The 25,818-nt window shown below is 39.7% G+C and carries 27 protein-coding genes, 1 tRNA gene and 1 pseudogene; 20 read left to right on the forward strand and 9 right to left on the reverse strand.

Going from position 1 to position 25,818, the window contains the following annotated elements:
* Positions 1-4 precede the first annotated feature (4 nt).
* Positions 5-901, forward strand: a complete 897-nt coding sequence (locus D7D53_RS02610; RefSeq protein WP_120770031.1) for a DMT family transporter — start codon at positions 5-7, stop codon at positions 899-901.
* A 152-nt stretch (positions 902-1,053) separates the two neighbouring features.
* On the forward strand, positions 1,054-1,812 hold the full coding sequence (locus tag D7D53_RS02615; protein ID WP_120770032.1) for a CPBP family intramembrane glutamic endopeptidase: 759 nt from the start codon (positions 1,054-1,056) through the stop codon (positions 1,810-1,812).
* Positions 1,813-1,864: 52 nt separating this feature from the next.
* Here the strand turns inward: D7D53_RS02615 and D7D53_RS02620 are convergent, their stop codons facing one another.
* Both D7D53_RS02620 and rsmG read right to left on the reverse strand, forming a co-directional pair.
* Entirely contained in the window at positions 1,865-3,148 is a 1,284-nt protein-coding gene (locus tag D7D53_RS02620) for a uracil-xanthine permease family protein (protein WP_004234765.1), read from the reverse strand.
* Between the two features lie 204 nt (positions 3,149-3,352).
* Positions 3,353-4,066 (reverse strand): 16S rRNA (guanine(527)-N(7))-methyltransferase RsmG, encoded by a 714-nt coding sequence (rsmG, locus tag D7D53_RS02625; protein ID WP_084924252.1) that lies wholly within the window; start codon positions 4,064-4,066, stop codon positions 3,353-3,355.
* Between the two features lie 93 nt (positions 4,067-4,159).
* Here rsmG and D7D53_RS02630 point away from each other — a divergent pair, with 93 nt between their 5' ends.
* Entirely contained in the window at positions 4,160-4,720 is a 561-nt protein-coding gene (locus tag D7D53_RS02630; protein WP_120770033.1) for a LemA family protein, read from the forward strand.
* Position 4,721: 1 nt separating this feature from the next.
* Positions 4,722-5,621, forward strand: a complete 900-nt coding sequence (gene htpX / locus D7D53_RS02635; protein ID WP_120770034.1) for a zinc metalloprotease HtpX — start codon at positions 4,722-4,724, stop codon at positions 5,619-5,621.
* A gap of 151 nt (positions 5,622-5,772) precedes the next feature.
* On the opposite strand, the gene D7D53_RS02640 is transcribed toward htpX, so the two are convergent.
* Positions 5,773-7,332 (reverse strand): ATP-binding cassette domain-containing protein, encoded by a 1,560-nt coding sequence (locus D7D53_RS02640; RefSeq protein WP_120770035.1) that lies wholly within the window; start codon positions 7,330-7,332, stop codon positions 5,773-5,775.
* Positions 7,333-7,721: 389 nt separating this feature from the next.
* Positions 7,722-8,051 (reverse strand): helicase BlpT, encoded by a 330-nt coding sequence (locus D7D53_RS02645; RefSeq protein ID WP_120770036.1) that lies wholly within the window; start codon positions 8,049-8,051, stop codon positions 7,722-7,724.
* Positions 8,052-8,219: 168 nt separating this feature from the next.
* Here D7D53_RS02645 and D7D53_RS02650 point away from each other — a divergent pair, with 168 nt between their 5' ends.
* The 7 genes and pseudogenes from D7D53_RS02650 to D7D53_RS02680 form a co-directional block, all read left to right on the forward strand.
* Positions 8,220-8,762 carry a YceD family protein gene (locus D7D53_RS02650; RefSeq protein ID WP_120770037.1) on the forward strand — a complete coding sequence of 181 codons (543 nt, stop codon included), beginning with the start codon at positions 8,220-8,222 and terminating at the stop codon, positions 8,760-8,762.
* Positions 8,762-9,391, forward strand: coding sequence for an endonuclease III (nth, locus tag D7D53_RS02655; protein ID WP_120770038.1), 630 nt, complete (start codon positions 8,762-8,764; stop codon positions 9,389-9,391). Before D7D53_RS02650 ends, nth begins: the two co-directional genes overlap by 1 nt.
* A 210-nt stretch (positions 9,392-9,601) precedes the next feature.
* Complete coding sequence (gene pyrR / locus D7D53_RS02660; RefSeq protein WP_000850023.1) at positions 9,602-10,123, forward strand: bifunctional pyr operon transcriptional regulator/uracil phosphoribosyltransferase PyrR; 522 nt, start codon at positions 9,602-9,604, stop codon at positions 10,121-10,123.
* An 18-nt stretch (positions 10,124-10,141) separates the two neighbouring features.
* Entirely contained in the window at positions 10,142-11,065 is a 924-nt protein-coding gene (locus D7D53_RS02665) for an aspartate carbamoyltransferase catalytic subunit (RefSeq protein WP_084926577.1), read from the forward strand.
* Positions 11,066-11,114: 49 nt separating this feature from the next.
* Positions 11,115-12,194 carry a carbamoyl phosphate synthase small subunit gene (locus D7D53_RS02670; protein ID WP_000166853.1) on the forward strand — a complete coding sequence of 360 codons (1,080 nt, stop codon included), beginning with the start codon at positions 11,115-11,117 and terminating at the stop codon, positions 12,192-12,194.
* Between the two features lie 338 nt (positions 12,195-12,532).
* Complete coding sequence (gene carB / locus D7D53_RS02675; RefSeq protein ID WP_120770039.1) at positions 12,533-15,709, forward strand: carbamoyl-phosphate synthase large subunit; 3,177 nt, start codon at positions 12,533-12,535, stop codon at positions 15,707-15,709.
* A gap of 237 nt (positions 15,710-15,946) precedes the next feature.
* Positions 15,947-16,102 (forward strand): annotated as a pseudogene (locus D7D53_RS02680) (Nramp family divalent metal transporter); the annotation flags it as partial.
* A gap of 114 nt (positions 16,103-16,216) precedes the next feature.
* On the opposite strand, the gene D7D53_RS02685 reads toward D7D53_RS02680, so the two are convergent.
* Both D7D53_RS02685 and D7D53_RS02690 read right to left on the reverse strand, forming a co-directional pair.
* On the reverse strand, positions 16,217-16,459 hold the full coding sequence (locus D7D53_RS02685) for a type B 50S ribosomal protein L31 (RefSeq protein WP_000710764.1): 243 nt from the start codon (positions 16,457-16,459) through the stop codon (positions 16,217-16,219).
* Positions 16,460-16,554: 95 nt separating this feature from the next.
* Positions 16,555-17,490 carry a DHH family phosphoesterase gene (locus D7D53_RS02690; RefSeq protein ID WP_120770040.1) on the reverse strand — a complete coding sequence of 312 codons (936 nt, stop codon included), beginning with the start codon at positions 17,488-17,490 and terminating at the stop codon, positions 16,555-16,557.
* 103 nt (positions 17,491-17,593) lie between these two features.
* Between D7D53_RS02690 and D7D53_RS02695 the strand changes: the two genes are divergently transcribed.
* From D7D53_RS02695 to D7D53_RS02730, 8 genes are all read left to right on the forward strand, one after another.
* On the forward strand, positions 17,594-18,037 hold the full coding sequence (locus tag D7D53_RS02695) for a flavodoxin (protein ID WP_001162128.1): 444 nt from the start codon (positions 17,594-17,596) through the stop codon (positions 18,035-18,037).
* Between the two features lie 115 nt (positions 18,038-18,152).
* The gene (locus D7D53_RS02700) at positions 18,153-18,419 is read left to right on the forward strand and encodes a chorismate mutase (RefSeq protein ID WP_120770041.1); all 267 of its coding nucleotides are present in this window, start codon (positions 18,153-18,155) and stop codon (positions 18,417-18,419) included.
* Positions 18,416-18,790, forward strand: coding sequence for a fluoride efflux transporter CrcB (crcB, locus tag D7D53_RS02705; protein ID WP_120770042.1), 375 nt, complete (start codon positions 18,416-18,418; stop codon positions 18,788-18,790). The genes D7D53_RS02700 and crcB (D7D53_RS02705) overlap by 4 nt, the downstream gene beginning before the upstream one ends.
* Positions 18,784-19,113: a fluoride efflux transporter CrcB gene (gene crcB / locus D7D53_RS02710; protein WP_004256635.1), complete on the forward strand. Its 330-nt coding sequence runs from the start codon at positions 18,784-18,786 to the stop codon at positions 19,111-19,113. Before crcB (D7D53_RS02705) ends, crcB (D7D53_RS02710) begins: the two co-directional genes overlap by 7 nt.
* 118 nt (positions 19,114-19,231) lie before the next feature.
* Complete coding sequence (gene rplS, locus D7D53_RS02715) at positions 19,232-19,579, forward strand: 50S ribosomal protein L19 (RefSeq protein WP_001068669.1); 348 nt, start codon at positions 19,232-19,234, stop codon at positions 19,577-19,579.
* Positions 19,580-19,621: 42 nt separating this feature from the next.
* Positions 19,622-19,693, forward strand: a tRNA-Arg gene (locus D7D53_RS02720).
* Between the two features lie 222 nt (positions 19,694-19,915).
* On the forward strand, positions 19,916-20,551 hold the full coding sequence (locus D7D53_RS02725; RefSeq protein WP_120770043.1) for a superinfection immunity protein: 636 nt from the start codon (positions 19,916-19,918) through the stop codon (positions 20,549-20,551).
* Positions 20,551-21,882, forward strand: a complete 1,332-nt coding sequence (locus D7D53_RS02730; protein WP_120770044.1) for a hypothetical protein — start codon at positions 20,551-20,553, stop codon at positions 21,880-21,882. Before D7D53_RS02725 ends, D7D53_RS02730 begins: the two co-directional genes overlap by 1 nt.
* Positions 21,883-22,292: 410 nt before the next feature.
* Here the strand turns inward: D7D53_RS02730 and yidA are convergent, their stop codons facing one another.
* Entirely contained in the window at positions 22,293-23,099 is an 807-nt protein-coding gene (gene yidA / locus D7D53_RS02735; RefSeq protein WP_120770045.1) for a sugar-phosphatase, read from the reverse strand.
* A 12-nt stretch (positions 23,100-23,111) separates the two neighbouring features.
* Entirely contained in the window at positions 23,112-24,416 is a 1,305-nt protein-coding gene (locus D7D53_RS02740) for an HD domain-containing protein (RefSeq protein ID WP_120770046.1), read from the reverse strand.
* A gap of 71 nt (positions 24,417-24,487) precedes the next feature.
* Between D7D53_RS02740 and D7D53_RS02745 the strand changes: the two genes are divergently transcribed.
* Positions 24,488-24,865, forward strand: coding sequence for a YwiB family protein (locus tag D7D53_RS02745; RefSeq protein WP_078352046.1), 378 nt, complete (start codon positions 24,488-24,490; stop codon positions 24,863-24,865).
* A 382-nt stretch (positions 24,866-25,247) separates the two neighbouring features.
* On the opposite strand, the gene D7D53_RS02750 is transcribed toward D7D53_RS02745, so the two are convergent.
* On the reverse strand, positions 25,248-25,781 hold the full coding sequence (locus D7D53_RS02750; protein ID WP_120770047.1) for a DNA topology modulation protein: 534 nt from the start codon (positions 25,779-25,781) through the stop codon (positions 25,248-25,250).
* Positions 25,782-25,818 lie beyond the last annotated feature (37 nt).

Here is a 25,818-nt window from a genome sequence, read left to right on the forward strand (position 1 = left end):
AGACATGTCAAACAGTTTAAAAGGGACTCTATTAACAGTTGTGGCTGGTATTGCTTGGGGCTTGTCAGGAACGAGTGGCCAATACCTGATGGCGCACGGAATTTCTGCTCTGGTTTTGACCAACTTGCGTCTTTTAATCGCTGGTGGAATTCTCATGCTCTTAGCTTATGCCACGGCAAAGGATAAAATGCTGGCCTTTTTAAAGGATAGAAAGAGTTTGTTGTCTCTTCTTATTTTTGCTCTGATTGGACTTTTTCTCAACCAATTTGCCTATCTAACTGCTATTCAGGAGACCAATGCAGGTACCGCGACAGTGCTTCAGTATGTTTGTCCTGTCGGGATTTTGATTTATAGCTGTATCAAGGATAAGGTGGCGCCGACACTGGGAGAGATTGTTTCTATCATATTAGCCATCGGAGGAACCTTCCTGATCGCCACTCATGGGCAGTTGGACCAGTTATCTATGACACCTGCAGGTCTGTTCTGGGGTCTCTTTTCTGCTCTGACTTACGCACTTTATATCATTTTGCCCATAGCCTTGATTAAGAAGTGGGGGAGCAGTTTGGTCATTGGTGTGGGTATGGTCATAGCTGCTTTGGTCGCCCTTCCTTTTACAGGGGTTCTACAGACTGCTATCCCAACTAGTCTTGATTTTCTTCTTGCTTTTGCAGGCATTATCCTTATCGGGACTGTTTTTGCCTATACAGCCTTCTTAAAGGGAGCCAGTTTGATTGGACCGGTTAAGTCAAGTTTGTTGGCTTCAATTGAGCCAATTTCGGCTGTTTTCTTTGCCTTCTTAATCATGAATGAACAATTTTATCCCATTGATTTTCTTGGCATGGCAATGATTTTAATTGCAGTAACTCTGATTTCTTTGAAAGATTTATTGTTAGAGAAATAAACAAAAAATGAAAGTAGATGATAACCACTCTCAAAGAGGGGTTATTTTTACTAGTAAAAGTCTTTAAATCTAAATGAATTAATGAAATTTTATAAAAGTTTAAGCCTTTTTTCTTAAAATATTTATATGAGTATAGAATACCTGGAGAAAATATGAATATTTTTAAAAAAATACATCCATCTAAACCTCTAAAATACTTGAGATGGTTTGATATTGTGATTATTACGATCATAATGTTTGGTCAATTTATAATTCGTTCAACCGAGCTATTTTTAGCAAATACGTTTCCAACGGGTGCATCAAGTACAGTAGGGACAGTTAGACAGGCTGCAAGCGAAGGTGCGGCTTATTCTAGTAATTTTACCTTGCAAACTATATTACTGACTGTGACCTTACTCTATCTTTTGATTCGAAATTATGATTTTAAACAGCTTCCTATTCGCTGGAATTGGTCCATTATCTTTTGGGTTCCATTTATATTTGCTTTAGTGGGACTGTTTGGAGACTTGGTTACAACTCTCACTGGTAAATATAATTACTTTAACCCAGACCTTTTTGCCTATATAGATTTCACGCAAATAATAGGGAAGTTCTTAGCTCTCAGCCCGATAGTGATTGTCTATGCCTTGCTTAATGGATTTTATGAAGAGTTTTTCTTTCTAGGTTTGTTAACTTCAGTGAAGGAAAAACACAAGTGGTTAGTTTTGCTTTATTCTACTAGTATTCGTATTTCCTTCCACACCTATCAAGGATTAGTATGGGCTTTGGTAATCGGTGTAGTTTATGGCTTATTCTATTATTTCTTATACAAATATAAAATTAAAAATCTCCTTCCATTCTTTCTTATGCATGCTTTATCAGATATGTTTGGTTCTAGCCTGATCTATCTATTGATTGCTTGGGGGACTTAAGAATCAGAAAAGTCCGCTCAGTTGTCTGAGCGGACTTTTTGTGTCAAGATGTTTAGTCTTTATTTTCGTATGGCAAGATCAAGTTCAAGATGATTCCTGTCATGGCTGATAGGGCAGTACCTGAAAGGGTAACTGGACCAAGTTTAAGGATAGCTCCTCCAAGTCCAAGAACCAACATAGCACTTGCGATGATTAGGTTACGCATTTGACTGAAGTCTACACGTTCTTTGATCAAGACTTTCAAACCATTACTTGCGATAACTCCGTAGAGAAGGATTGACATACCACCAAGTACAGCATTTGGAATGGTTGAAATCAAGGCAGTGAATTTACCAAGGAAGCTAAGGGCAATCGCGATGAAGGCAGCGTTACGGATAACTGAGACAGAAGCGATACGAGTCATACCGATAACCCCTGTATTTTCTCCATAAGTTGTATTGGCTGGTCCACCAAGGAAGGCAGAAACTGAAGTTGCGATACCGTCACCAAGAAGAGTACGGTGAAGACCTGGTTCTTTCAAGAATTGACGGCCACAGATTTGACCTAAAACAGTATGGTCTCCGATGTGTTCAGAGATTGTTACGATAGCGATTGGCAAGATAGCGATAGTTTCTGGACCGAAGTAAAGATTGTATTCTTTAAAGGCACCACCTGTGCTAAATGGCAAGTAGAAACCAGGGATTTCAAACCAGTTAGCTTTAAGAACTGGTGTAAAGTCAACCAAGCCAAGTGTTAGTGCGAAGAGGTAACCACCGATAATGGCAAAGAGGAATGGAATGATTCGTAGGAAGCCTTTTCCTTTTGTATTGATAAAGGCAGCAATCAAGAAAGTAACAACTGCTACAAGAGCATTTTTCCAATTCCCGTCAGCTACAAGACCAGCGTTAGTAACTGCTGAGCCTGCAAGTCCAAGACCGATAACGATGATCATAGGTCCGATGATGATTGGTGGCAAGAGTTTATCAATCCATTTTGTACCTGCAAAACGAACACCAGCAGCCACAAGGACATAGACTAAACCAGTCAAGATAACCCCTGTTTGAGCAGCAGATACATCTCCACCCATTTCTTTCATAGCCAGTGACATTGCTGTGATAAAGGCAAATGAAGACCCTAGATAAACGGGAACTTTAAAACCAGTTGAAATCATATAGATGAGTGTTCCTACACCTGAAGCAAAAAGGGCAACAGATACAGGCATTCCCAAAATCAAGGGTACCAAGATGGTCGCACCAAACATGGCGAAAACGTGTTGGAAACTAAGGAGAATTCCTTTTCCAGCCGAAGGACGTTGGTCAACGTCTAGTAACAAATCAACAGTTGATTCTTGTTTCATATAAACCTCACTTTTGGGCATCAAAAAAGAGCCCATTATTTTACAGCAATAGGCCCTCAGAGTAAGACTTCTCTAAAATCTAGACTTTAAAGAGTTTTAAATATTTCTGCGTCTTCGTCACCTCACGGGATGACATTAAAAACCTTTGCTTGTGATAGTATAGCAGAAATTACGAACTTTGTAAATATTTTTTTACTAAAAAATTTAAAGTGGGCGTTTATTGGGCATGCCAGCCTTACGTGGATATTTATTTGGTGTTTCCTTTTTCTTTTCTACCACTGTGATGTAACGTGGATCTCCATTTGGTAGGGCGTAGCTGAGATTGTCTTCTACTTTACTAAAAAGGAGGTTGAGGGCATTCTTAGCTTCTAATAATTCCTCAGGCGCATTGCTAGCCTTGAGTGCCAATAGTTTTCCGCCAACTTTAAGGTAGGGAATAGTTAATTCAGATAGGACTTGCATACGGGCAACCGCACGAGCCGTTACAAAATCATACTGAGCACGGAAGTTTTTGTCTTGGGCAAAATCTTCGGCACGTCCATGGTAGAAATGAACATCGTCTAAATCCAGTTCTTGAGCCAAAAGTTGGAGGAAGTTGATGCGCTTGTTGAGAGAATCAATGATAGTTACATTTAACTGAGGATAGAGGATTTTCATTGGTAGACTAGGAAATCCTGCCCCGGCCCCGATATCAAGCAGTTTGATAGTTTCATTGGGAATCAAGTCTTGCAGAATGGGTGCAATCGAATCGTAAAAATGTTTGAGATAAACTTCATCCTTGTCTGTAATAGCTGTTAGATTGATTTTTTCATTCCACTCGACCAAGAGTTCAAAATAACGTTCAAATTGTTTTTTTTGCTGGTCCGAAAGTGGAAGATTCTGCTCGGCAAGCAGGTTGTAAAATGTTTCTGGTTTCATAGTTATTTCCTTCTTTAGTATCATCTTATTTTACCACAATCATTAAAAATTTGATATACTGGTACTAATCTAAAAGTAGAAAGGACTTATATAATGACTTGGATTATTCTTGGAGTTTTGGCTCTTGTTGTTATTTTTGTGATTGTTAGCTATAACGGTTTGGTTAAGAATCGTATGCAAACAAAGGAGGCTTGGAGTCAGATTGATGTTCAGTTGAAACGTCGAAATGATCTCTTGCCAAACTTGATTGAAACTGTAAAAGGTTATGCTAAGTATGAAGGTTCTACCCTTGAAAAGGTGGCAGAACTTCGCAATCAAGTTGCTGCAGCAACTTCACCAGCAGAAGCTATGAAAGCTAGTGATGCTCTTACTCGTCAGGTTTCAGGTATTTTTGCAGTTGCAGAAAGCTATCCAGATTTGAAAGCTAGTGCCAACTTTGTTAAATTACAAGAGGAGTTGACAAACACAGAAAATAAAATTTCTTACTCTCGTCAACTTTACAACAGTGTTGTCAGCAACTACAATGTAAAATTAGAAACTTTCCCAAGCAATATTATCGCTGGAATGTTTGGATTTAAAGCAGCAGATTTCCTTCAAACACCAGAAGAGGAAAAGGCAGTTCCTAAGGTTGATTTTAGCGGTTTAGGTGGCTAAAATGTTGTTTGATCAAATTGCAAGCAATAAACGAAAAACCTGGATTTTGTTGCTGGTATTTTTCCTACTCTTAGCTCTTGTTGGCTATGCTGTTGGTTACCTCTTTATGCGGTCTGGGATTGGTGGTTTGGTTATCGCACTGATTATCGGCTTTATCTATGCCTTGTCCATGATTTTTCAATCGACAGAGATCGTCATGTCCATGAATGGGGCGCGTGAGGTGGATGAGCAAACGGCACCAGACCTCTACCATGTAGTGGAAGATATGGCTATGGTGGCTCAGATTCCTATGCCTCGTGTTTTCATCATTGATGATCCAGCCTTAAATGCCTTTGCGACAGGTTCTAACCCTCAAAACGCAGCGGTTGCTGCGACGTCAGGTCTCCTAGCTATCATGAATCGCGAAGAACTAGAAGCTGTTATGGGACATGAAGTCAGTCATATTCGTAATTACGATATCCGTATTTCGACTATTGCTGTTGCCCTTGCTAGTGCTATCACCATGCTTTCTAGTATGGCAGGTCGTATGATGTGGTGGGGTGGAGCAGGTCGTAGACGAAGTGATGATGACCGAGATGGAAATGGCTTAGAAATCATTATGCTAGTGGTTTCCCTACTAGCTATTGTGCTGGCTCCTCTCGCTGCAACCTTGGTGCAACTAGCTATTTCTCGTCAGAGGGAATTCCTAGCTGATGCTTCCAGTGTCGAGTTGACTCGTAATCCTCAAGGGATGATAAATGCTCTACATAAGTTGGATAACAGTAAACCGATGAGTCGTCCTGTTGATGATGCCAGCAGTGCACTTTATATCAATGATCCTAAGAAAGGGGGAGGGTTCCAAAAACTCTTTTATACCCACCCACCTATCTCAGAACGTATTGAACGTTTAAAACATATGTAAAATGAAGGCTGGGAAAAAGCCTTTAAAATCTGAAAAACGCATAATATCAGGTGTGCAAAAAACTTGATATTATGCGTTTTATTGTGGGAAGATTTACTTTCTCTTCTCCTAAAATTGTGTTTTTGCCCTACCTATCTGCTATGTTGCAAATTTATAAATCTTCTAAATTAACTACCTCCAGACCGTGTTCTGTTAAGCGATAGATGATTGAACAGACATCTTTTAAGAAACGACGGTCATGTGAAACAGTGATGAGACCGCCTGGATAGGTGGCAAAGAGTTTTCTGATTTGGGGTTGAGAAGTGGGTGAAAAGTTTCGTGTGGGTTCATCCAAAAGGAGAAAGTTTGGTTTGCACAAGACTAAATCCAAAAGAAGGAGTTTTCCTTGTTGTCCGCCGGATAAGGAGCGAATTTGATGCTGCATTTCTGGATAACTGAAATTGAGACTGGCTAAGTGAGATTGGATTTTCTGTAGTTCCTCTTTTTCTCCAGTTTTGCTGAGGTAGCTTATTGGTGATAAATCCAATTGCAGTTTTTTGTGGTAATCTTGTGGCATAAAACCAAGGGAAATCTCTCTTTTATCATTCAGAAGTCTCTGTAACTTGTCTAACAGGGTCGATTTCCCAACACCATTTGGACCGATGATACCGATTTTTTCTTGGCCACGGACAGTTAGTTGCAGTCCCTGAACCAAAATTCGGTCGCCAATGGACAAATTTTCTTTTTCCAATTGGATTAAGACTTTAGAAGCCGGTAATGGCTGTATATCTGAGAAAAAAAGTCTAATTTCTTCCTCTTCAAGTGGTTTTTGGGTTATAGACTGAGCTGTCTTTTCAAAGCGCTTTTCTTGAGAGAGGATATTTTTCATCTTTTTAGCCAATAGGCGACCGGCAGTACTGTCTTTAGTAGCTCGAAGCACAGTTTCTACATTTTGCTTGACTCGCCGGTGTTTTTCCATGGTTTTATCGTAGACTCTCTGGTCGTTAGCAGCTTGCTGGCTTTGTCTGGCAAAATTAGCCTTTCTCTGCTCACTATAGCAATCATAGTCTAAATGCTCTACTAGTGTTTCCGCTTCTTTACGGTGCTTTACCAGTCGCAAGTGGACAATAGTGTCTGCCGTTTCAGAAAGAAAGTCCTCATCATGGGAAATGAAAATAACGGTTTGCCTAATCTTTCGAATCTGACCTTTTAGCCAATCAACCGTCTCAAGGTCCAGGTCATTTGAAGGTTCATCTAAAAATAAAATCTCAAAGGGTTTGGCTAACTCATGGATGAGCTGAATTTTCAAAGCTTCACCCCCTGATAGACTGCCAATCTCTTGGTCACTAGCAAAGCGATCACTATCAAAATGCAACTCTTCAGCTAAGCGATAAAGGATACTGTAGTCTAAATCAATAGAATCTAAAAAGAAGTAGTCGTGTAGAGTTTTCTTTTTCAGCTCCTCGGGAAGTTTTTGAGGAATATAGGCCAGTGACTGATAGTCAGACTGGATGTCTCCCTTGATAGTGAAATCAGGTAAAGTTTTCCCCATTAAAGTTTTAAGCAAGGTTGATTTGCCATTTCCTTCTTCGCCAATAATAGCTATCTTTTCTCCGTTTTGTATGGTCATGTTTAAGTCAGAGACAAGGTCTCGTAAATCTTTGTTTTGTGTGATGGTCAGGTGATTGATTTTTATCATATAATTGCCCTTTCTAGAATGTTCATAGTGCATAACAAAAAGCTCTACTTTACCTAGTAGAGCCAAAGTTAATGTCAAAAAACTCTATTAATTCTCTTCGAAAATCTCTTCAAACCACGTCAGCGTCGCCTTACCGTAGATATATGTAACTGACTTCGTCAGTCTTATCCACAACCTCAAAACAGTGTTTTGAGCAACCTGCGGCTAGCTTCCTAGTTTGCTTTTTGATTTTCATTGAGTATAAAATGCCAGAAGAAAGAGCATAAAAGAGCACACAAAAGAGACAAAAACAAGATCTACTAAATAAAGGTTCTTTATTTGATAGACTTAGTTGTTCATGTCTCCCTTACCTCCGAGTATTAGTACCTCTATCCTATACCTTTAAGGAAATTTTGTCAATAGAAAATTGGAAATTCTATGCTCTAAAATCCGAAAACAGGTCCATATAGAGTCAGTACGTGTTTGACATGCTCGTAATGAAATTTGTCGTAGTTCCGCCAAGCGGTACGTGCTTGATCGTTTAGTTTTAGGCTACCGAGACCTATCAGAAGACTGGTACGTTGGTAAAATTTCTCAAGGTCAATTAAGATACTGTTGTTCAACTTTTCCGCTTTTTTGAGCTCTTGCAGAGTAGTATTTAGCAGATCTTGCAGTCGAATATCATCTGCCCTACCCTGTTTGCAGCTTTGGAAACTTTTATTTAACTCGGATAGGAGTTGGGTTGCATTAGTAATGAGTTCTTTGTCTTCCATGTGAGCATCCTCCTTGCTCTGATGTATTATTGCCTATAGTATAGCACTAAAAAACAAAAATGTCATAGTAAATATGTTAAAAAATCGAATTTTAATTATAAAGTTTGGTGGGCTGATTTGTAGGTTTTTCATGGTATAATCAAGAGAGTAAATCTTTATGGAGGAAGTATGAAATTAAATATTCAAGAAATTCGTAAGCAGTCTGAAGGCTTGCATTTTGAACAAACATTAGACCTAGCCGCAGACCTGCGTGAACGCAATCAAGAAATTTTAGATGTAAAAGATATCCTTGCAGTTGGGAAAGTACAGTACGAAGACCGTATGTATTTCTTAGATTATCAACTATCTTATACCATTGTTCTGGCTTCAAGTCGCAGTATGGAGCCAGTTGAGTTAATTGAATCTTATCCAGTAACGGAAGTTTTCATGGAAGGTGCAACTAACCAACTAGATCAGGAAGTTTTAGATGATGATTTGGTCTTGCCTATCGAAAATGGAGAACTGGACCTTGCTGAGAGCGTATCAGACAATATCCTACTAAACATTCCTATCAAGGTCTTGACTGCTGAAGAAGAGGCTGGTCAAGGATTTGTTTCAGGAAATGACTGGCAAATCATGACAGAAGAAGAATACCAAGCTCAACAAGCCGTTAAGAAAGAAGAAAACAGTCCTTTTGCTGGTTTACAAGGACTATTTGACGGAGACGAATAATGGTCTTGTCAAAAAAACGCGCACGAAAGGTGCTAGAAGAAATCATTGCTCTTTTTCCAGATGCCAAGCCCAGTCTTGATTTCACCAATCATTTTGAACTTTTGGTTGCGGTCATGTTGTCAGCCCAGACAACGGATGCAGCGGTAAATAAGGCCACTCCAGGTCTCTTTGCTGCCTTTCCAACGCCACAAGCCATGTCTGTTGCAACAGAGAGTGAGATTGCTTCACACATTTCTCGCCTGGGACTGTATCGAAATAAGGCTAAATTCCTTAAAAAATGTGCCCAACAGTTACTAGACGATTTCGATGGTCAAGTCCCTCAAACACGAGAGGAATTGGAGAGTTTGTCAGGTGTTGGTCGCAAGACAGCCAATGTTGTCATGAGTGTAGGGTTTGGGATTCCAGCTTTTGCAGTGGATACTCATGTGGAGCGTATTTGCAAACACCACGATATTGTCAAAAAATCAGCGACACCTCTTGAGGTGGAAAAGCGGGTCATGGATATCTTGCCACCTGATCAGTGGTTAGCTGCCCATCAGGCCATGATTTATTTCGGAAGAGCCATTTGCCATCCTAAAAATCCAGAGTGTGACCAGTACCCACAGTTATATGATTTTAGCAATTTATAAGTTAGGGTATAAAAAGTTTTTGCTTGATTTTAGACCCGCTTTGTGCTATAGTAATTGATAATTAAATATTCCTTTAAACCTGTCCCGTGAGGCAGGCAAGGAGCGTGATAAAGTAGAAGGGTGAAGTCTATACTGTTTGCAGTAGGGCTTGCTTAGCTATACATTTCAAGTCTCCTTGTTTAAGGAGACTTTTCTTTTTGGAGGTTTGTCATGAAGACAAAAGAAGTTGTAGACGAATTAACCGTCAAACGAGCGATTACGCGTATTACTTATGAGATTATCGAACGCAACAAAGATTTGAATAAAATCGTCTTGGCTGGTATTAAAACTCGTGGTGTATTTATCGCCCACCGAATCCAAGAACGTTTGGAGCAACTAGAAAATCTTTCAGTTCCTGTTGTGGAATTGGATACTAAACCTTTCCGTGATGATGTTAAAAGTGGAGAAGATACTTCTTTGGTTTCTGTCGATGTGACAGACCGCGAAGTTATCTTGGTGGATGATGTGCTCTATACAGGTCGTACCATCCGTGCTGCTATTGATAATATTGTAGGTCATGGTCGTCCTGCGCGCGTGAGTTTAGCAGTTCTAGTCGATCGTGGACATAGAGAGTTGCCAATCCGTCCAGATTACGTTGGAAAAAATATCCCAACCAGTCGTTCTGAAGAAATCATCGTAGAGATGGCAGAACTTGATGGCCAAGACAGAGTTCTGATTACTGAAGAAGCTTAGAAAGCTAAAGGAGTAGCCATGTCAGAAAATCAACAAGCATTGAACCATGTGGTATCCATGGAAGACCTCACTGTCGATCAAGTCATGAAATTGATTAAGCGAGGAATTGAGTTTAAAAATGGAGCTCAGCTTCCCTACGAGGACCATCCGATTGTCTCCAATCTTTTCTTTGAAGATTCTACACGGACGCATAAGTCCTTTGAAGTGGCAGAGATTAAACTGGGGCTGGAACGACTTGACTTTGATGTGAAGACTAGTTCGGTTAATAAGGGTGAGACACTTTATGATACCATTTTGACTTTGTCTGCTTTAGGAGTGGATGTCTGTGTGATTCGCCACCCTGAGGTTGACTACTACAGAGAGTTAATTGCAAGTCCGACGATTACGACTTCCATCATCAATGGTGGAGATGGTTCGGGTCAACACCCTAGCCAGAGCTTGCTTGATTTGATGACTATTTATGAGGAATTTGGTCACTTTGAGGGTCTTAAGGTTGCGATTGCAGGTGACTTGGACCACTCACGCGTTGCTAAATCCAATATGCAGATTTTGAAACGCTTGGGAGCTGAACTTTACTTTGCTGGACCTGAGGAATGGAGAAGTCAAGAGTTTGCAGACTATGGACAGTTTGTAACTATTGATGAAATCATTGATCAGGTAGATGTCATGATGTTTCTTCGTGTGCAACATGAACGACATGAAAGTGGAGCTGTCTTTTCAAAAGAAGACTACCATGCCCAACATGGCTTGACTCAAGAACGTTATGATCGTTTGAAAGAAACAGCGATCCTCATGCACCCAGCCCCAGTGAACCGTGATGTAGAAATAGCAGATCACTTGGTTGAAGCACCAAAATCACGGATTGTCCAACAAATGACCAATGGTGTCTTTGTTCGAATGGCAATCTTAGAATCCGTACTGGCGAGTAGAAACGCCAACTAAAACACAAGACGTTAAAAGACGCCAGTGAGCGTCCACGAGAGGTGAAAATATGACAAAAAGACTTCTAGTATTAGAAGATGGCACAGTTTTTGAAGGTAAGGCCTTCGGAGCAGATATTGATGTAACAGGCGAAATCGTCTTTAATACAGGGATGACCGGCTACCAAGAATCCATTACAGACCAGTCTTATAATGGACAAATCTTGACCTTTACTTATCCTTTGGTAGGAAATTATGGAATCAACCGTGATGATTACGAATCCATTATTCCAACTTGTAAGGGAGTTGTTGTTTTCGAAGAAGCGCGTCGAGCTAGCAACTGGCGAAATCAAATGACGCTGGATGAATTTTTGAAAGCCAAGAAAATTCCAGGTATTTCTGGAATTGATACGCGTGCTCTTACCAAGATTATCCGTAAGCATGGTACGATGCGTGCAACCTTGACCCATGTTGGGGACAGTATGGACCATGTGACGGATCAGCTCCAAGCAACAGTTTTGCCGACAGATAATATCAAGCAGGTTTCTACTAAAACTTCCTATCCAGCTCCAGGAGTTGGTTTGAGTGTAGTCTTAGTGGACTTTGGTCTCAAGCACTCAATCCTACGTGAACTTTCTAAACGCAACTGTAACGTGACGGTTGTTCCTTATTCGACAACTGCGGAAGAAATTCTCCATCTCAATCCTGACGGAGTTATGTTGTCAAATGGTCCAGGTAACCCAGAAGATGTTCCACAAGCACTGGACATGATTCGTGGTGTGCAAGGAAAAATTCCAATCTTTGGTATTTGTATGGGGCACCAACTCTTCGCAATGGCAAACGGGGCTAAGACTTACAAGATGAAGTTTGGTCACCGTGGTTTTAACCATGCAGTACGTGAAATCGCAACAGGACGAGTAGACTTCACCAGTCAGAACCATGGTTATGCAGTCAGTCGTGAGGATTTGCCAGAGCATTTGATTATCACCCACGAAGAAATCAATGATAAGTCAGTTGAAGGTGTGCGTCACAGATATCAACCTGCTTTCTCTGTCCAATACCACCCAGACGCAGCCCCTGGTCCACATGACGCAAGCTACCTATTTGACGAGTTTATCGAGATGATGGAAGCTTTTAAACAATCAAACTAAGAACGAGTAAAAGCTCGTCGGAGAATTTATTTAATGGCAACCCGAGAGTTGCCGAATAGAAAGGCAGGTCGTTTCTTTTAGTCGCTATTAGGCGAACTAAAAACTCCCTGCACTAGATTTTTTTACCGAAAAGTATCGTTTCGTTAAAAAATCGTCGGAGAATTTATTTAATGTCGCTCTGTGAGGCGACGAATAGAAAGGAGAAGGGTGGTCCGTATTTGTTGAACTGAATACGGGCTACGGACGGTGCTAAAAAGATAGTTGTTCCTAGAACTGACAGTTTTTCGTCATAACTCCTATTTTAGCTTTGTCCGCTTGACGCCCTTAATATCTTATAAATGCCTAAACGTACTGATATTCAAAAAATTATGGTGATTGGTTCTGGTCCGATTATTATTGGTCAGGCTGCTGAGTTTGACTATGCTGGAACCCAGGCTTGCTTGTCGTTGAAAGAGGAAGGTTATGAGGTTGTTTTGGTTAACTCAAACCCTGCAACTATCATGACGGACAAGGAGATTGCTGACAAGGTTTACATCGAACCGATTACACTTGAGTTTGTGACACGTATTCTTCGTAAGGAGCGTCCAGATGCCTTGCTTCCAACCCTTGGTGGTCAGACAGGGCTCAATATGGCCATGGAATTGTCTAAAAATGGTATCCTAGATGAGCTTGGTGTTGAACTTCTGGGTACTAAATTATCTGCCATTGACCAAGCGGAGGATCGAGACCTCTTTAAACAATTGATGGAAGAATTGGAACAACCCATTCCAGAATCTGAAATTGTAAACACTGTTGAAGAAGCTGTTGCCTTTGCAGCAACAATTGGCTACCCAGTCATCGTCCGACCAGCCTTTACACTTGGTGGTACTGGTGGTGGTATGTGTGCTAATGAGGAAGAATTGCGTGAAATCGCTGAAAATGGTTTGAAATTATCGCCTGTGACCCAATGTTTGATTGAGCGTTCAATCGCAGGTTTCAAGGAAATCGAATACGAAGTGATGCGCGATTCAGCTGACAATGCCTTGGTTGTTTGTAACATGGAAAACTTTGACCCAGTTGGGATTCACACAGGGGATTCCATCGTATTTGCCCCTGCGCAAACCATGTCAGATTATGAAAACCAAATGCTTCGTGACGCAAGCTTGAGCATCATTCGTGCCCTTAAGATTGAAGGTGGATGTAACGTTCAGCTGGCCCTTGATCCACATAGCTTTAAGTATTATGTTATCGAAGTAAACCCTCGTGTATCGCGTTCGTCAGCCCTTGCCTCTAAAGCGACAGGTTATCCAATTGCCAAATTGGCTGCCAAGATTGCAGTTGGCTTGACCTTGGACGAGGTTATCAACCCAGTTACAGGTTCAACCTATGCCATGTTTGAGCCTGCCCTTGACTACGTAGTTGCCAAGATTCCACGTTTCCCATTTGACAAGTTTGAAAAGGGAGAACGCCGTCTTGGTACCCAGATGAAGGCGACTGGAGAAGTCATGGCGATTGGTCGTAACATCGAAGAATCTCTTCTTAAGGCTTGCCGCTCCCTTGAAATTGGGGTGCATCACAATGAAATGCCTGAACTTGCAGTAGTTTCTGATGATGCCTTAATTGAAAAGGTTGTCAAAGCCCAAGATGATCGTCTCTTCTATGTGTCTGAAGCCATTCGCCGTGGCTACACACCAGAAGAAATAGCAGAGCTTACAAAAATCGATATCTTCTATCTGGATAAACTCTTGCATATCTTTGAAATTGAGCAAGAATTGGGTGCTCAACCACAAGATCTAGACGTTTTGAAAACTGCAAAACTTAATGGATTTTCAGACCGTAAGATTGCTGAACTCTGGGAAACGACAGCTGACCAAGTTCGTCAACTTCGTTTGGAAAATAAGATTGTCCCAGTCTACAAGATGGTTGATACCTGTGCGGCAGAGTTTGACTCTGAAACACCATATTTCTATTCAACCTATGGTTGGGAAAACGAGTCTATCAAGTCTGATAAGGAATCCGTTCTAGTTCTGGGTTCTGGCCCAATCCGTATCGGTCAAGGGGTTGAGTTTGACTATGCAACGGTCCACTCGGTTAAGGCTATTCAGGCGGCTGGCTATGAGGCCATCATCATGAACTCAAACCCAGAGACCGTTTCTACAGACTTCTCTGTATCAGATAAGCTTTACTTTGAGCCATTGACATTCGAAGATGTTATGAATGTTATCGACTTAGAGCAACCAAAAGGCGTTATCGTTCAGTTTGGTGGTCAAACAGCCATCAATCTTGCGGAGCCATTGGCAAAAGCAGGTGTGACCATCCTTGGTACACAGGTTGCTGACCTAGACCGCGCGGAAGATCGCGATCTCTTTGAGCAAGCTCTTAAAGACTTAGATATTCCACAGCCACCAGGACAAACGGCTACCAATGAAGAAGAAGCAGTGCTTGCGGCTCGCAAGATTGGATTCCCAGTCCTCGTTCGCCCATCTTATGTCTTGGGTGGACGTGCCATGGAAATCGTGGAAAATGAGGAAGACCTCCGTTCTTACATGCGTACAGCGGTTAAGGCTAGTCCAGACCACCCAGTTCTTGTTGACTCTTACATCGTTGGGCAAGAATGTGAAGTTGATGCCATTTCAGACGGAGAAAATGTTCTTATCCCTGGTATCATGGAGCATATCGAACGTGCCGGTGTCCACTCAGGTGACTCAATGGCCGTTTATCCTCCACAAACCTTGTCGCAAAAGGTGCAAGAAACAATCGCAGACTATACTAAACGCTTAGCAATCGGTCTTAACTGTCTTGGAATGATGAACATCCAGTTTGTCATTAAGGATGAAAAAGTCTACGTTATTGAGGTCAATCCACGTGCCAGCCGTACGGTGCCATTTCTTTCTAAAGTAACTAATATCCCTATGGCTCAAGTAGCAACCAAGCTCATTCTTGGGCAAAGTTTATCAGAACTTGGCTACCAAGACGGACTTTACCCTGAAAGCACTCGCGTTCATATCAAGGCACCTGTCTTCTCCTTCACAAAACTAGCTAAGGTAGACAGCTTACTTGGTCCTGAAATGAAGTCAACAGGTGAAGTTATGGGTTCTGATACGACTTTGGAAAAAGCTCTCTATAAGGCCTTTGAAGCTTCTTACTTACACTTGCCAACTTTTGGAAATGTAGTCTTCACCATTGCTGATGATGCAAAAGAAGAAGCCTTGGACTTAGCTCGTCGTTTCCAAAATATTGGCTATGGAATCCTCGCGACAGAAGGGACAGCAGCCTTCTTTGCCAGTCATGGATTGCAAGCCCAACCTGTTGGTAAGATTGGTGATGACGATAAGGATATTCCAAGTTTTGTTCGCAAAGGAAGAATTCAAGCTATCATTAACACAGTTGGAACCAAACGAACTGCTGATGAAGATGGTGAGCAGATTCGCCGTTCGGCCATTGAACATGGAGTGCCCCTTTTCACAGCCCTAGATACAGCTAATGCCATGCTGAAAGTTCTGGAAAGCCGTAGTTTTGTTACAGAAGCAATCTAGTTGAGAAAAATTTTTCACATTTTTAAAACCAGCGTCAGAAAACGCTGGTTTTTTTCAATGCTGTTCTTGCTTGTTTTAACTATCATGCTTTCCTTAAGAATCATTTCAAAATGTGATGCAATAAGAATAAATTGGAAATAGAAAACTATTTTCAACATTTCTTTCAAAAACAATCAATAAAATAGGTAAAGACAAGATTAGGAAGTGAATATTCCGATGTCTTCTTACAAAAAGGTCTCTCTTCCATTCGAGATTTTTCCCTTAATTTATCTGACCTCTAAGAAGTCAGTGATGGGATAATTTACCAATGCTAAGTGGAATACAATCCTAGGCTACGTAGTTTCAATCATCTTGACCATTCTCAATATCAAGCTTCTTTTCGACATTTTTTAACCCCGTTTGAAATCAATTATAGTGTTAGCGTGATGGTTGACAAATAGAAAGTAGTAGTGATTGGTTCATAAAAAGAAGAAAAAAAAGAACAGTCGAAACTGTTCTTTTTTATCATTATTTGAGACCGTATTTTTTGTTGAAACGATCCACGCGTCCATCTGCTTGAGTGAACTTTTGACGTCCAGTGTAGAATGGGTGTGAGTCTGATGAAATTTCCACACGGATCAATGGGTATGTTTCACCTTCGAACTCAACTGTTTCGTTAGAGCGTTTTGTTGAACCGCTAAGGAATTGGTAACCAGTAGTTGTGTCCATGAAGACAACTGGGCGATATTCTGGATGGATATCTTTTTTCATTTTGCAATATTTCCTTTCTGCCATGGTCTCTTTGCGAGCCATAGATTGTTACCATACTAGTCTATCAGATTATGAAATGTTTGGCAAGTATTTTATCAGTTTTTAAGCAAGTTTTTTAACTTTTGGTATATGATTTCGTTTTCCTCTAGGCTATAGGAATTAGCACCGCTTGCTAGAGGGTGGCCTCCTCCATCATGTTCTTTGGCAATTTCATTGATAGGATGGATTTTACTGCGTAAGCGAACACGGTAGTGGCCATCAGCCTGTTCTACAAAAATTCCCCAGAGACTGACGCTGTCAATACGACCAGGTGCTCCAACAATAGCGGCAGTTTCAGCATCGGTAACATTGAATTGTTTCAAGACTTCTTGACTCAGGATAACGCGCGCTGCACCATTTTCATCCACTTCCAGATGGTCGTAGATGTAGCCCTGTAGTTTAGCAATTTTGTAGCTCATAGTGTCCATTTTGCGAGTGAGAGACGCAAAGTCAAAGTTATGTTCTCTCAGAAAGGCAGCCAGGCGAAGAGTCCGTGCAGTGGTAGAAGGGTAGAGGAAACGACCTGTATCACCAACGATTCCTGCAAAGAGCAACTCCGCAGCTCGATTTGACAAGGTCAGTTGGGTTGTTTCAGCAAATAGGGTAATCATCTCACTAGCGCTACTTGAACTAGTATCCACCCAAAATAGGTCACCGTATACATCATCATTTGGATGGTGATCAATCTTAATGAGAAAATCGCCTTGACTATAGCGCTTATCATCAATACGAGCAGTATTCGCTGTATCACAGACGATGACAAGGGCACCTTGGTAGGCACTATCTTCAACAGAATCCATTTCAGCCATCCAAGTAAGAGTTGGTTCATCAAAACCAACGGCTTTGATGGTTTTTTCTGGGAAATGATGTTCCAGTAAGGATTTCAATCCCACCTGACTTCCCAAGGCATCAGGGTCTGGTTTCATATGGCGGTGAATGATAATCGTGTCGTATTCTTTGATTTTTTCTAAAATTTGATGGCAAACGTCCATAAATAACCTCAATTCTTTCTCATTTCATTGTAGCACAAGAATTTTTATTTTTAAAATGAAAAAGATGTGATATAATGGAGAAAGATAAATTGAGGAGGACGATATGGCATTAGCAAAAATTGTATTTGCCAGTATGACCGGTAATACCGAAGAAATTGCAGATATTGTAGCAGACAAATTACGTGACTTGGGCTTGGATGTCGATGTTGATGAATGTACAACTGTTGACGCTTCAGACTTCTTGGAGGCAGATATCGCTATCGTTGCGACCTATACTTATGGTGATGGAGAATTGCCAGATGAGATGATGGACTTCTACGAAGACCTAGCAGATCTCAATTTGAATGGTAAAATCTACGGAGTGGTTGGTTCAGGTGACACCTTCTACGATGAATTCTGTAAGGCTGTTGATGATTTTGACCGTGTCTTTGTGTCAACAGGAGCAGAAAAAGGTTCAGAGTGTGTTAAAGTTGATCTTTCTGCCGAGGAAGAAGATATTGAACGCTTGGAACAATTCGCAGAAGAATTGGCTGCTAAAGTAGGATAAGCATAAACGTGCGCTGATGCAATTAATCAGTGCATTTTTCTTATCGTGAGTTGGGATTTTACTAGCCTATTTGATGGCTTTTTGATACAATAATTCAAATAAAGGAGGAGACTGTATGGATTTAGATATTATTCGTCAAGAAATTGATCAAATCGACGATCAAATTGTTAAACTTCTAGAAGCACGAATGCACTTAGTTGAAGGGGTTGTCGCTTATAAGAAGGCTTCAAGGAAACCGATTTTAGATACCAAGAGAGAAGCAGTTATTTTTGAAAAGGTCAGAAATCGTGTAGATGACAAACGTTATCAGGAGACTATTGTCGCAACGTTTTCGGACATACTCAAACGTTCGCGTGATTATCAGGACCAAAACATCAAATGAAAAAAGAACAATTTTATCCGCTAGGGATTTTTCTAGCTGCTATGTTGGGTGGACTTGTCCGCTACCTAGTTTCCACTTGGTTACCAGCCAGTCCAGACTTTCCTTGGGGCACTCTCTTTGTCAACTATCTGGGAATTTTCTGCTTGGTGTATCTTGTCAAGGGCTATCTGGTCTATAAGGGGACAAGTAAAGGTGTTATTTTAGCACTGGGTACAGGTTTTTGCGGAGGTTTAACAACCTTTTCTAGTCTCATGCTTGATACTGTGAAACTGCTTGATACAGGGCGTTATCTTAGTTTAGTCCTGTATTTGCTTTTGAGCATCGGTGGAGGACTGCTTTTAGCTTACTATTTAGGGAGGAAGAAATGGTAATCGTCTATCTTGCAATTGCTTGTGGTTTCGGAGCTTTAGTGCGCTATTTCTTTTCCCGCTATAATCAAGCATCTAAATTACCCCTCGGAACGCTCATAGCCAATCTTCTAGGTTGTTTTTTGATTGGATTATTCTACAATCATGTGGAGTCTAAGGAAGTCTATGCTATTTTAGCGACGGGTTTTTGTGGAGGTTTAACAACCTTCTCTACCTTGAATGACGAACTCCAAAGACTGTTAAGTGATAAGAAGGTATTTTATAGCTACCTAGCCTTAACCTACCTAGGTGGTTTGGTTGCGATTTTTTTAGGAATTCTGCTATAAATTTCTTTACTTTTTTGTGGAAATTTGGTAAACTGTATCTTGTGTGTAATGGACGCACAAAAATACAGTTTATCCGCTGAGGAAGGTTCCTCAAGATTGACAAAGATAGGAGAATAAAATGAATCCATTAATCCAAAGCTTGACTGAAGGTCAACTTCGTACAGATATCCCATCATTCCGTCCTGGTGACACTGTTCGTGTACATGCGAAAGTTGTCGAAGGTAACCGTGAACGTATCCAGATTTTTGAAGGTGTTGTTATCGCACGTAAAGGTGCTGGCATTTCTGAAAACTACACAGTTCGTAAAATCTCTAACGGTGTAGGTGTTGAGCGTATCTTCCCAATCCACACTCCACGTGTTGAAAAAATCGAAGTTGTTCGTTACGGTAAAGTACGTCGTGCGAAATTGTACTACTTGCGTGCTCTTCAAGGTAAAGCAGCTCGTATCAAAGAAATCCGTCGTTAATTCGACAAAAAAACTCTGCTTTTTCAGCAGAGTTTTTATCTAGCTCCCTTAGTTCAATGGATATAACAACTCCCTCCTAAGGAGTAGTTGCTGGTTCGATTCCGGCAGGGGGCATTTTGAGTAATGTAAAGAATGTCACAGAAAATTTAAAGTGTTTACTTAATGGCTATTTCTACAATTTTATTTTTAAAAATAATTTAGTATTTTTGACCAAATCATGACTAAATTGATACTGTCAATAATTATGTGTAAACACTGTCTTATTTATATACGAATATGTAAGATAATGATATGATATAAAAAGAGATATTAGATTGTCTATAATGGAGGTTATTTATGAATAGCAAGGAATGGATAAAGGAATTTGAATCTTTAAATGATAGAAAACCAACTCCGGCTGAATTTTCTGAGGCAAAAAAGAACGGTTTATTTACAACTGAGAATGAATATCAGAGCAATACAAATCAAGACGGATTAAGTAATATTAAAAATGGTACAGAAAATTTTGATAGTAACTTTCAAAATAAGGTGGAATTTTTTTTATTTAGAATGAATCAAAAGACATTAAAAGATAGTAATGATAGTCATTCTTTAGAAGAATTTCAATTACAAAAGCATGGTATGTGGTTAAATATCTTCCTTATATTAATTAACTCATTTTTATTTTTTATACTATGGATAATAATATTAGATAGCTCGAGAGCAGTTTCTAATGGTGAAATAGGGGCTCCTGCATTATTTGGTTTAGTTTTTATTTCTGTTTTTTTATCTTTAATTAATTTAGTTCCTACATTAATCAGTCATACGAATTGGAAGTATTTGATTTTTATATTTAATATTTTTATAGGTCCTACAATTATAGGATGGTTGGTTTTATTGCTTCTTGCGATTAGTACAAATAAAAGTGATAGACGTGAACAAGAAATGGCATATTTGATAAGAAAAATGAGTAATAAATTAGGAGAAGATTAATGTTAAAAAAAGAATGGATAGCTTATTTTGAGGAGATTAATGATAGGAAACCGAACATAGACGAAATTCATTCAGCAATGGAAAGTGAAGAAATCACTATGAATTTTGTTGATAAAATTTTATATAATTATAGGAACAAAGTTCCGAATAAAAAAGTACGTAAACTAATAAGAATTGGTTTGATTTTATTAACTATTTTTATTCTGTTCTTCCCAATTTTAAAAACTCAATACAACAAAATGATGTATTCAACATATTCAGAAAAATATGAGGCTGTCATTGAGCAGTATCAAAATGCATTGAGTAGCAAAAGTGATGGTGAAGATTATAAATTAATTATAAAACAACCAAGTCGTCAACCTTCCTATGCTAAAATAGATAGTAACGGGGATAGTAAAGAAGAATTGTATATTGTTTTCAAAGATGGTGAAAATAAATATGATATTTTAGCAGTATATGAAGTCAAATTTGGTTCTGTAAAAAAATTAGAAAAATCAAAGTTAAAAATATCTAATGAACTTATGTCAAAAGCTAACTGGAGAGCCTTCGATGTGAATAACCTTATGTCTATGAACCTTAAAGAATTATCAGAAGGAAATTATAAGAGTGTAAAAGGATTATGGATTAATGGAGATAAGAAAGAAAGTATTGCTTTTGATAATGATGGTTTAATTGCAATCAATGGTAATGATGTACACAAGGAAAAAAGTCTAACAGTTAAAGAATTCATGATATATAACTGGGATGTTACTTTAAGTGGTCGTTTTCTTTTTAGAGAAATATCAGATGGATTTTTGCCGGGGACACTTGAATATAGAGATGGAAGAGATTCATTTAATGGATTTAGATTCATACCTAAGGGTATCGAATATGAAGGAACTGACTCTAATTATGATAGAATTTATGATGTGATGCATAAGATTGCCTATTATCATGCGTCACATGATTTAGAGAAACAAACTGCAAAAACTACTAAAGTAGATATGAGTGAAATTTCAAAAGGAAAATATTCTTCTTTGGTAGGAAAATGGTCTCCAAAATCAGATACAAATAAATCTGGTATTGAAATTGACGAAAAAGGGACTGTCTATTTTGATTGGGCACCTTCAAAAGGAATAAAGATTGTTTCTGTTGATGTTTTACCAGATACTATTTTGGTACACTTAGAGGGAGATTCACCTAATCAAACTGGACAAGAACTTTTAATTGTACCTGCAGGTGTTCAAGTTGATGGTGCAAAGAATAATGATAATAGTAAAGATAGAATTTCTATTGGAATTAAACTAGATCGATTAAATGATCCTCAGGTTCTCTATCGTGTTGAACAATAAATTTAATTATTGAAAAAAACTAATAGAGTAGTTCAGTTTCCTGAGTTACTCTATTTTTTAGGAAATAATATCAATCGCATGAGGTTATAGATATGCTTAATGTCTTTTGTTGAAAAGAATTCATATATTGGTGTTGGCAAGATGGCATAATCTGAAATATACAGTAGATTTTTGAAACTTAAGTTCAAGTATTGCAGGAACTTATTGGTTAGGAGTATGAATTTACTAGATTTTTTAAGCAAGATAGAGATTAAAAAAGAAAGTGGATACATTGACTAAAAAATGACCAAAGTATATAGAAATATTGTTATAATTGGCTCGGTGAAACTGTAATTATGTTCAAGAAGAAAGCAATAACTAACTAGGCACTAAAAACCCGCTCAGTTGAGCGGTTTTTATCTATTTCTCTTTTACAGTACCCATGTACGAATAGCATGGGCAACGCCGGATTCATCGTTAGATTTAGTGATGTATTTAGCGATTTTTTTGATTTCTGGATTTCCGTTTTCCATGACAACGGGGTTTCCAACGACTTCCAGCATGGCACGGTCGTTTTCTTCGTCACCGATAGCCATGGTTTCATCTTTGGTCAATCCGAGTTTTTCAGCTAAGTGAGTAATAGCTGAACCCTTATCTACATTCTTTTTAAGGAGCTCGAGGTAGAAAGGAGCAGATTTGTTGATAGAGTAGCGTTCGTAAAATTCGGCTGGAATTTTTTCAATCGCAGCATCAAGAATCTCTGGTTCATCGATGAACATACATTTGACAATTTCCTTGTCAGCCATTTCTTCAGGGGTGCGGTAGAAAATAGGCATGCTGACGAGGGTTGATTCGTGCACTGTGTATTTTCCGATATTGCGATTGGCCGTGTAGATACCGTCTTTGGTAATAGCGTGCATGTGAACACCGAGCTTACGACTGAGAAATTCCATATCCAGATAATCCTCATAGGTCAAGGATTCGCTGATAATCTCATGTCCTGTAGCAGTTTCTTGGACAAGGGCACCATTGAAGGTCACAACATAGTCACCCTCGTCTCTCAACTTCAAGTCGTCTAGAAGTTTGGCAACACCTGCGATGGGGCGGCCAGTTGCAATGACGACTTTGACACCAGCTTGTTTGGCATCTTGGATGGCAGAAAAGACTTTAGGAGTGATTTCCTTTTGGCTATTGACTAGGGTTCCGTCGATATCAACGGCAATTAGTTTAATACTCATAAATTTCCTCTTCTAGTTTTTATTTGGGGTAAAATGATCGTTCTCAATCAAGTGTAAAAATTGCTGGGTGATGCTTGCGAAGATGCTGTTTTGATCCAACATTTCTTTTGGGAAATAGAAACGATTATCTCCGTGGCGACTGCCAGCAAGAGATTGGACGATAGGAGACAGGCTAGAGAGTTCGGCCAGTTCTCCATTTTTTTGTAAAATCTCAATCTGTGTCCGTGGATTTTCAGATTCGGGACGATAGATATCATAAGGGAGGTCAAAGTTCTTATGAATGGCAGTATAGTAGTCGGGATCAAAGCCAATGTCCTCGACCAATTTTCTCATGCTGGCGAGTTGGTCTTGATCCTCTTGTGAAAAGGTAATGGATTTAAAGACCTTGCGGTTGACAAAGCGCTGTGATAAGTCTGCTAAAATCTTGTCAGGACTGGTCATCCAGAGTTGGAAGTAGGTATTCATGACACCATCATCCAGAGCCAGATAGTCAGATAAGGTCACATTTTTTTCAAAGAATGGCAGGAGATGTGGAGAAGTTCGGGCAAAGAAGTCCTTGTCTTCTGGATAAAGTTCCTTAGCCCGTTTGAGAAGGTTTTGAAGGAGGACCTCCATGGCGCGTGTTGCAGGATGAAAATAAACCTGCATGTACATCTGGTAGCGACTGAGGACGTAGTCTTCGATGGCGTGCATGCCATTGCGTTGAAAGGCAATACCGTTTTCAACAGGACGAATGACTCGGAGGATGCGAGTTAGGTCAAATTCTCCATAGGATGCTCCTGTAAAATAGGAGTCGCGCAAGAGATAGTCCATGCGGTCCGCATCAATCTGACTAGAAATGAGTTGCACGACCTGCTTGTTAGGATAGGTATGGTCAATGACACTGGCTACCTTTTCTGGAAAATCTGGCGCCACTTGTAGCAGGACTTGGTGAATCTCTGTCTCAGAGCTTTGGATGATTTCCTGAGTAATGGCTTCGTGATCTGTGTCAAAGAGATGTTCAAAAGTATGGGAGTAGGCACCATGTCCAAGGTCATGTAGGAGAGCAGCGGTCATGGTGAGGAGTGACTCGGCAGAATTCCATTCTTCAGGATATTTTTCTTCAAAAATCTCCGTGATACGTCGTGCAATTTCATAGACTCCTAGACAGTGAGAGAAGCGACTGTGTTCCCCGCCGTGGAAGGTATAACTGGAAGTTCCCAGTTGTTTGATACGACGCAAACGCTGAAATTCTTTTGTATTAATCAAGTCATAGATGATTTGATTATTGACATGGATGTAGTTGTGAACTGGGTCACGGAATACTTTTTCGTTCATATGACCATTATAGCAAAAAGCTAGAGTTTTTGGTAAAATAGTAGGACAAGAGACAAGAAAGAGGACTTGATGTGAAGATTCGGATGCGAAATACGATTCAGTTTGATGAGCAGTTGGAAGTGATTGACCAGCTTTATGACGTGGAAGTGCATGAAAAAGGAGATTATAGCTACCTGCTTTTCTATAATGAGGAAAAGGAAAAAGTGGTTATTAAATTCCATGGTCAAGAACTGGTGATGAGCCGATTTTCCAATCCCAAGACCATTATGCGTTTTCTAAAGGATAGTGATAGTTTAGCCTATATTCCGACACCTATGGGCATGCAGGAGTTTATTATCCAAACCAGTCGTTATGAAGTTGATGGGCAAAAGATTCATTTAGACTATCAACTACAAAATCAAGAGGGACATCCCTTTGCCAGCTATCAATTGGAAATTACTTGGGGCTAGGTATGACTGGGGACGAGGTTATAGCAACGAAGCTGATAAAGTTTATGAAATCAAGCTTTTCTTGCACATTTTTAGTAGCTGAAACATTTATTTTTTCAGATTAAGGTTATAACACTCATTCCATTACCTATTATTTATGAAAGCTAAATATAATATCCGTCTTCCCTTATACTTGTTCCAAATGAGTAAATAGGATTTGAGGTCTAGCGATTGTGATTATTGTATATTCAAAATTTAAAAATTGATAAAAGGGACAGTGAATATCCCTTTTTATTTCTATAGAATTCAGAGTTTTAGATAGGATAGATTGGTAAAAGATGAAGAAAATATTTTGGGAAAAAAGCCCTCAAAAAGGGGATTTGTCTTCCAAATAGTACTAACATTATCCACGTTGGTTTTTCTTCTTGTTTTCGTGAGTCTTTATAAAGTAATCCATCTCCTTTTGAGACCTAAGGATAACAACTTTATCTGGATAGGTTTCTTGAATCCACTTGTAGCGTTCCTTAGCGGATTTGCTCCGCCCATCCCAGAGAATCCATCTGATAAACTCCCAATTAAACTGTTCTTGACAACCATCTGCCATACTTTCCCTGACCTTGCCTCGGTATGTGAGATACCGTTTAAAGGCTCGAAAGAGACAGGTCAATGGGGAAAAATTGAGAAAGATGATTTGATCAGCTTCCTGCATTCTTTCTTCGTAATAGCACCAAGAATAATTACCATCGATGATCCAGGCTTCATGCTTGGTGATAAAGTTTTTCATCTCGGTTAACATCCAATCACGGTCACTGTCCTGCCAACCGGGTTGAAATTGGAGTGTGTCTATGTGAAGTTTTGGGATGGAGTAGTAGTGAGACAACTTTTCGGCTAGAGTTGACTTACCAGCACCAGAATATCCGATAATTGCGATTTTCATTTTCTACCTTTTCCAATTTGGAGACAAAAAAACAGCC

The sequence above is a fragment of the Streptococcus gwangjuense genome, assembly GCF_003627155.1.
Classification (GTDB): Bacteria; Bacillota; Bacilli; order Lactobacillales; family Streptococcaceae; genus Streptococcus; species Streptococcus gwangjuensis.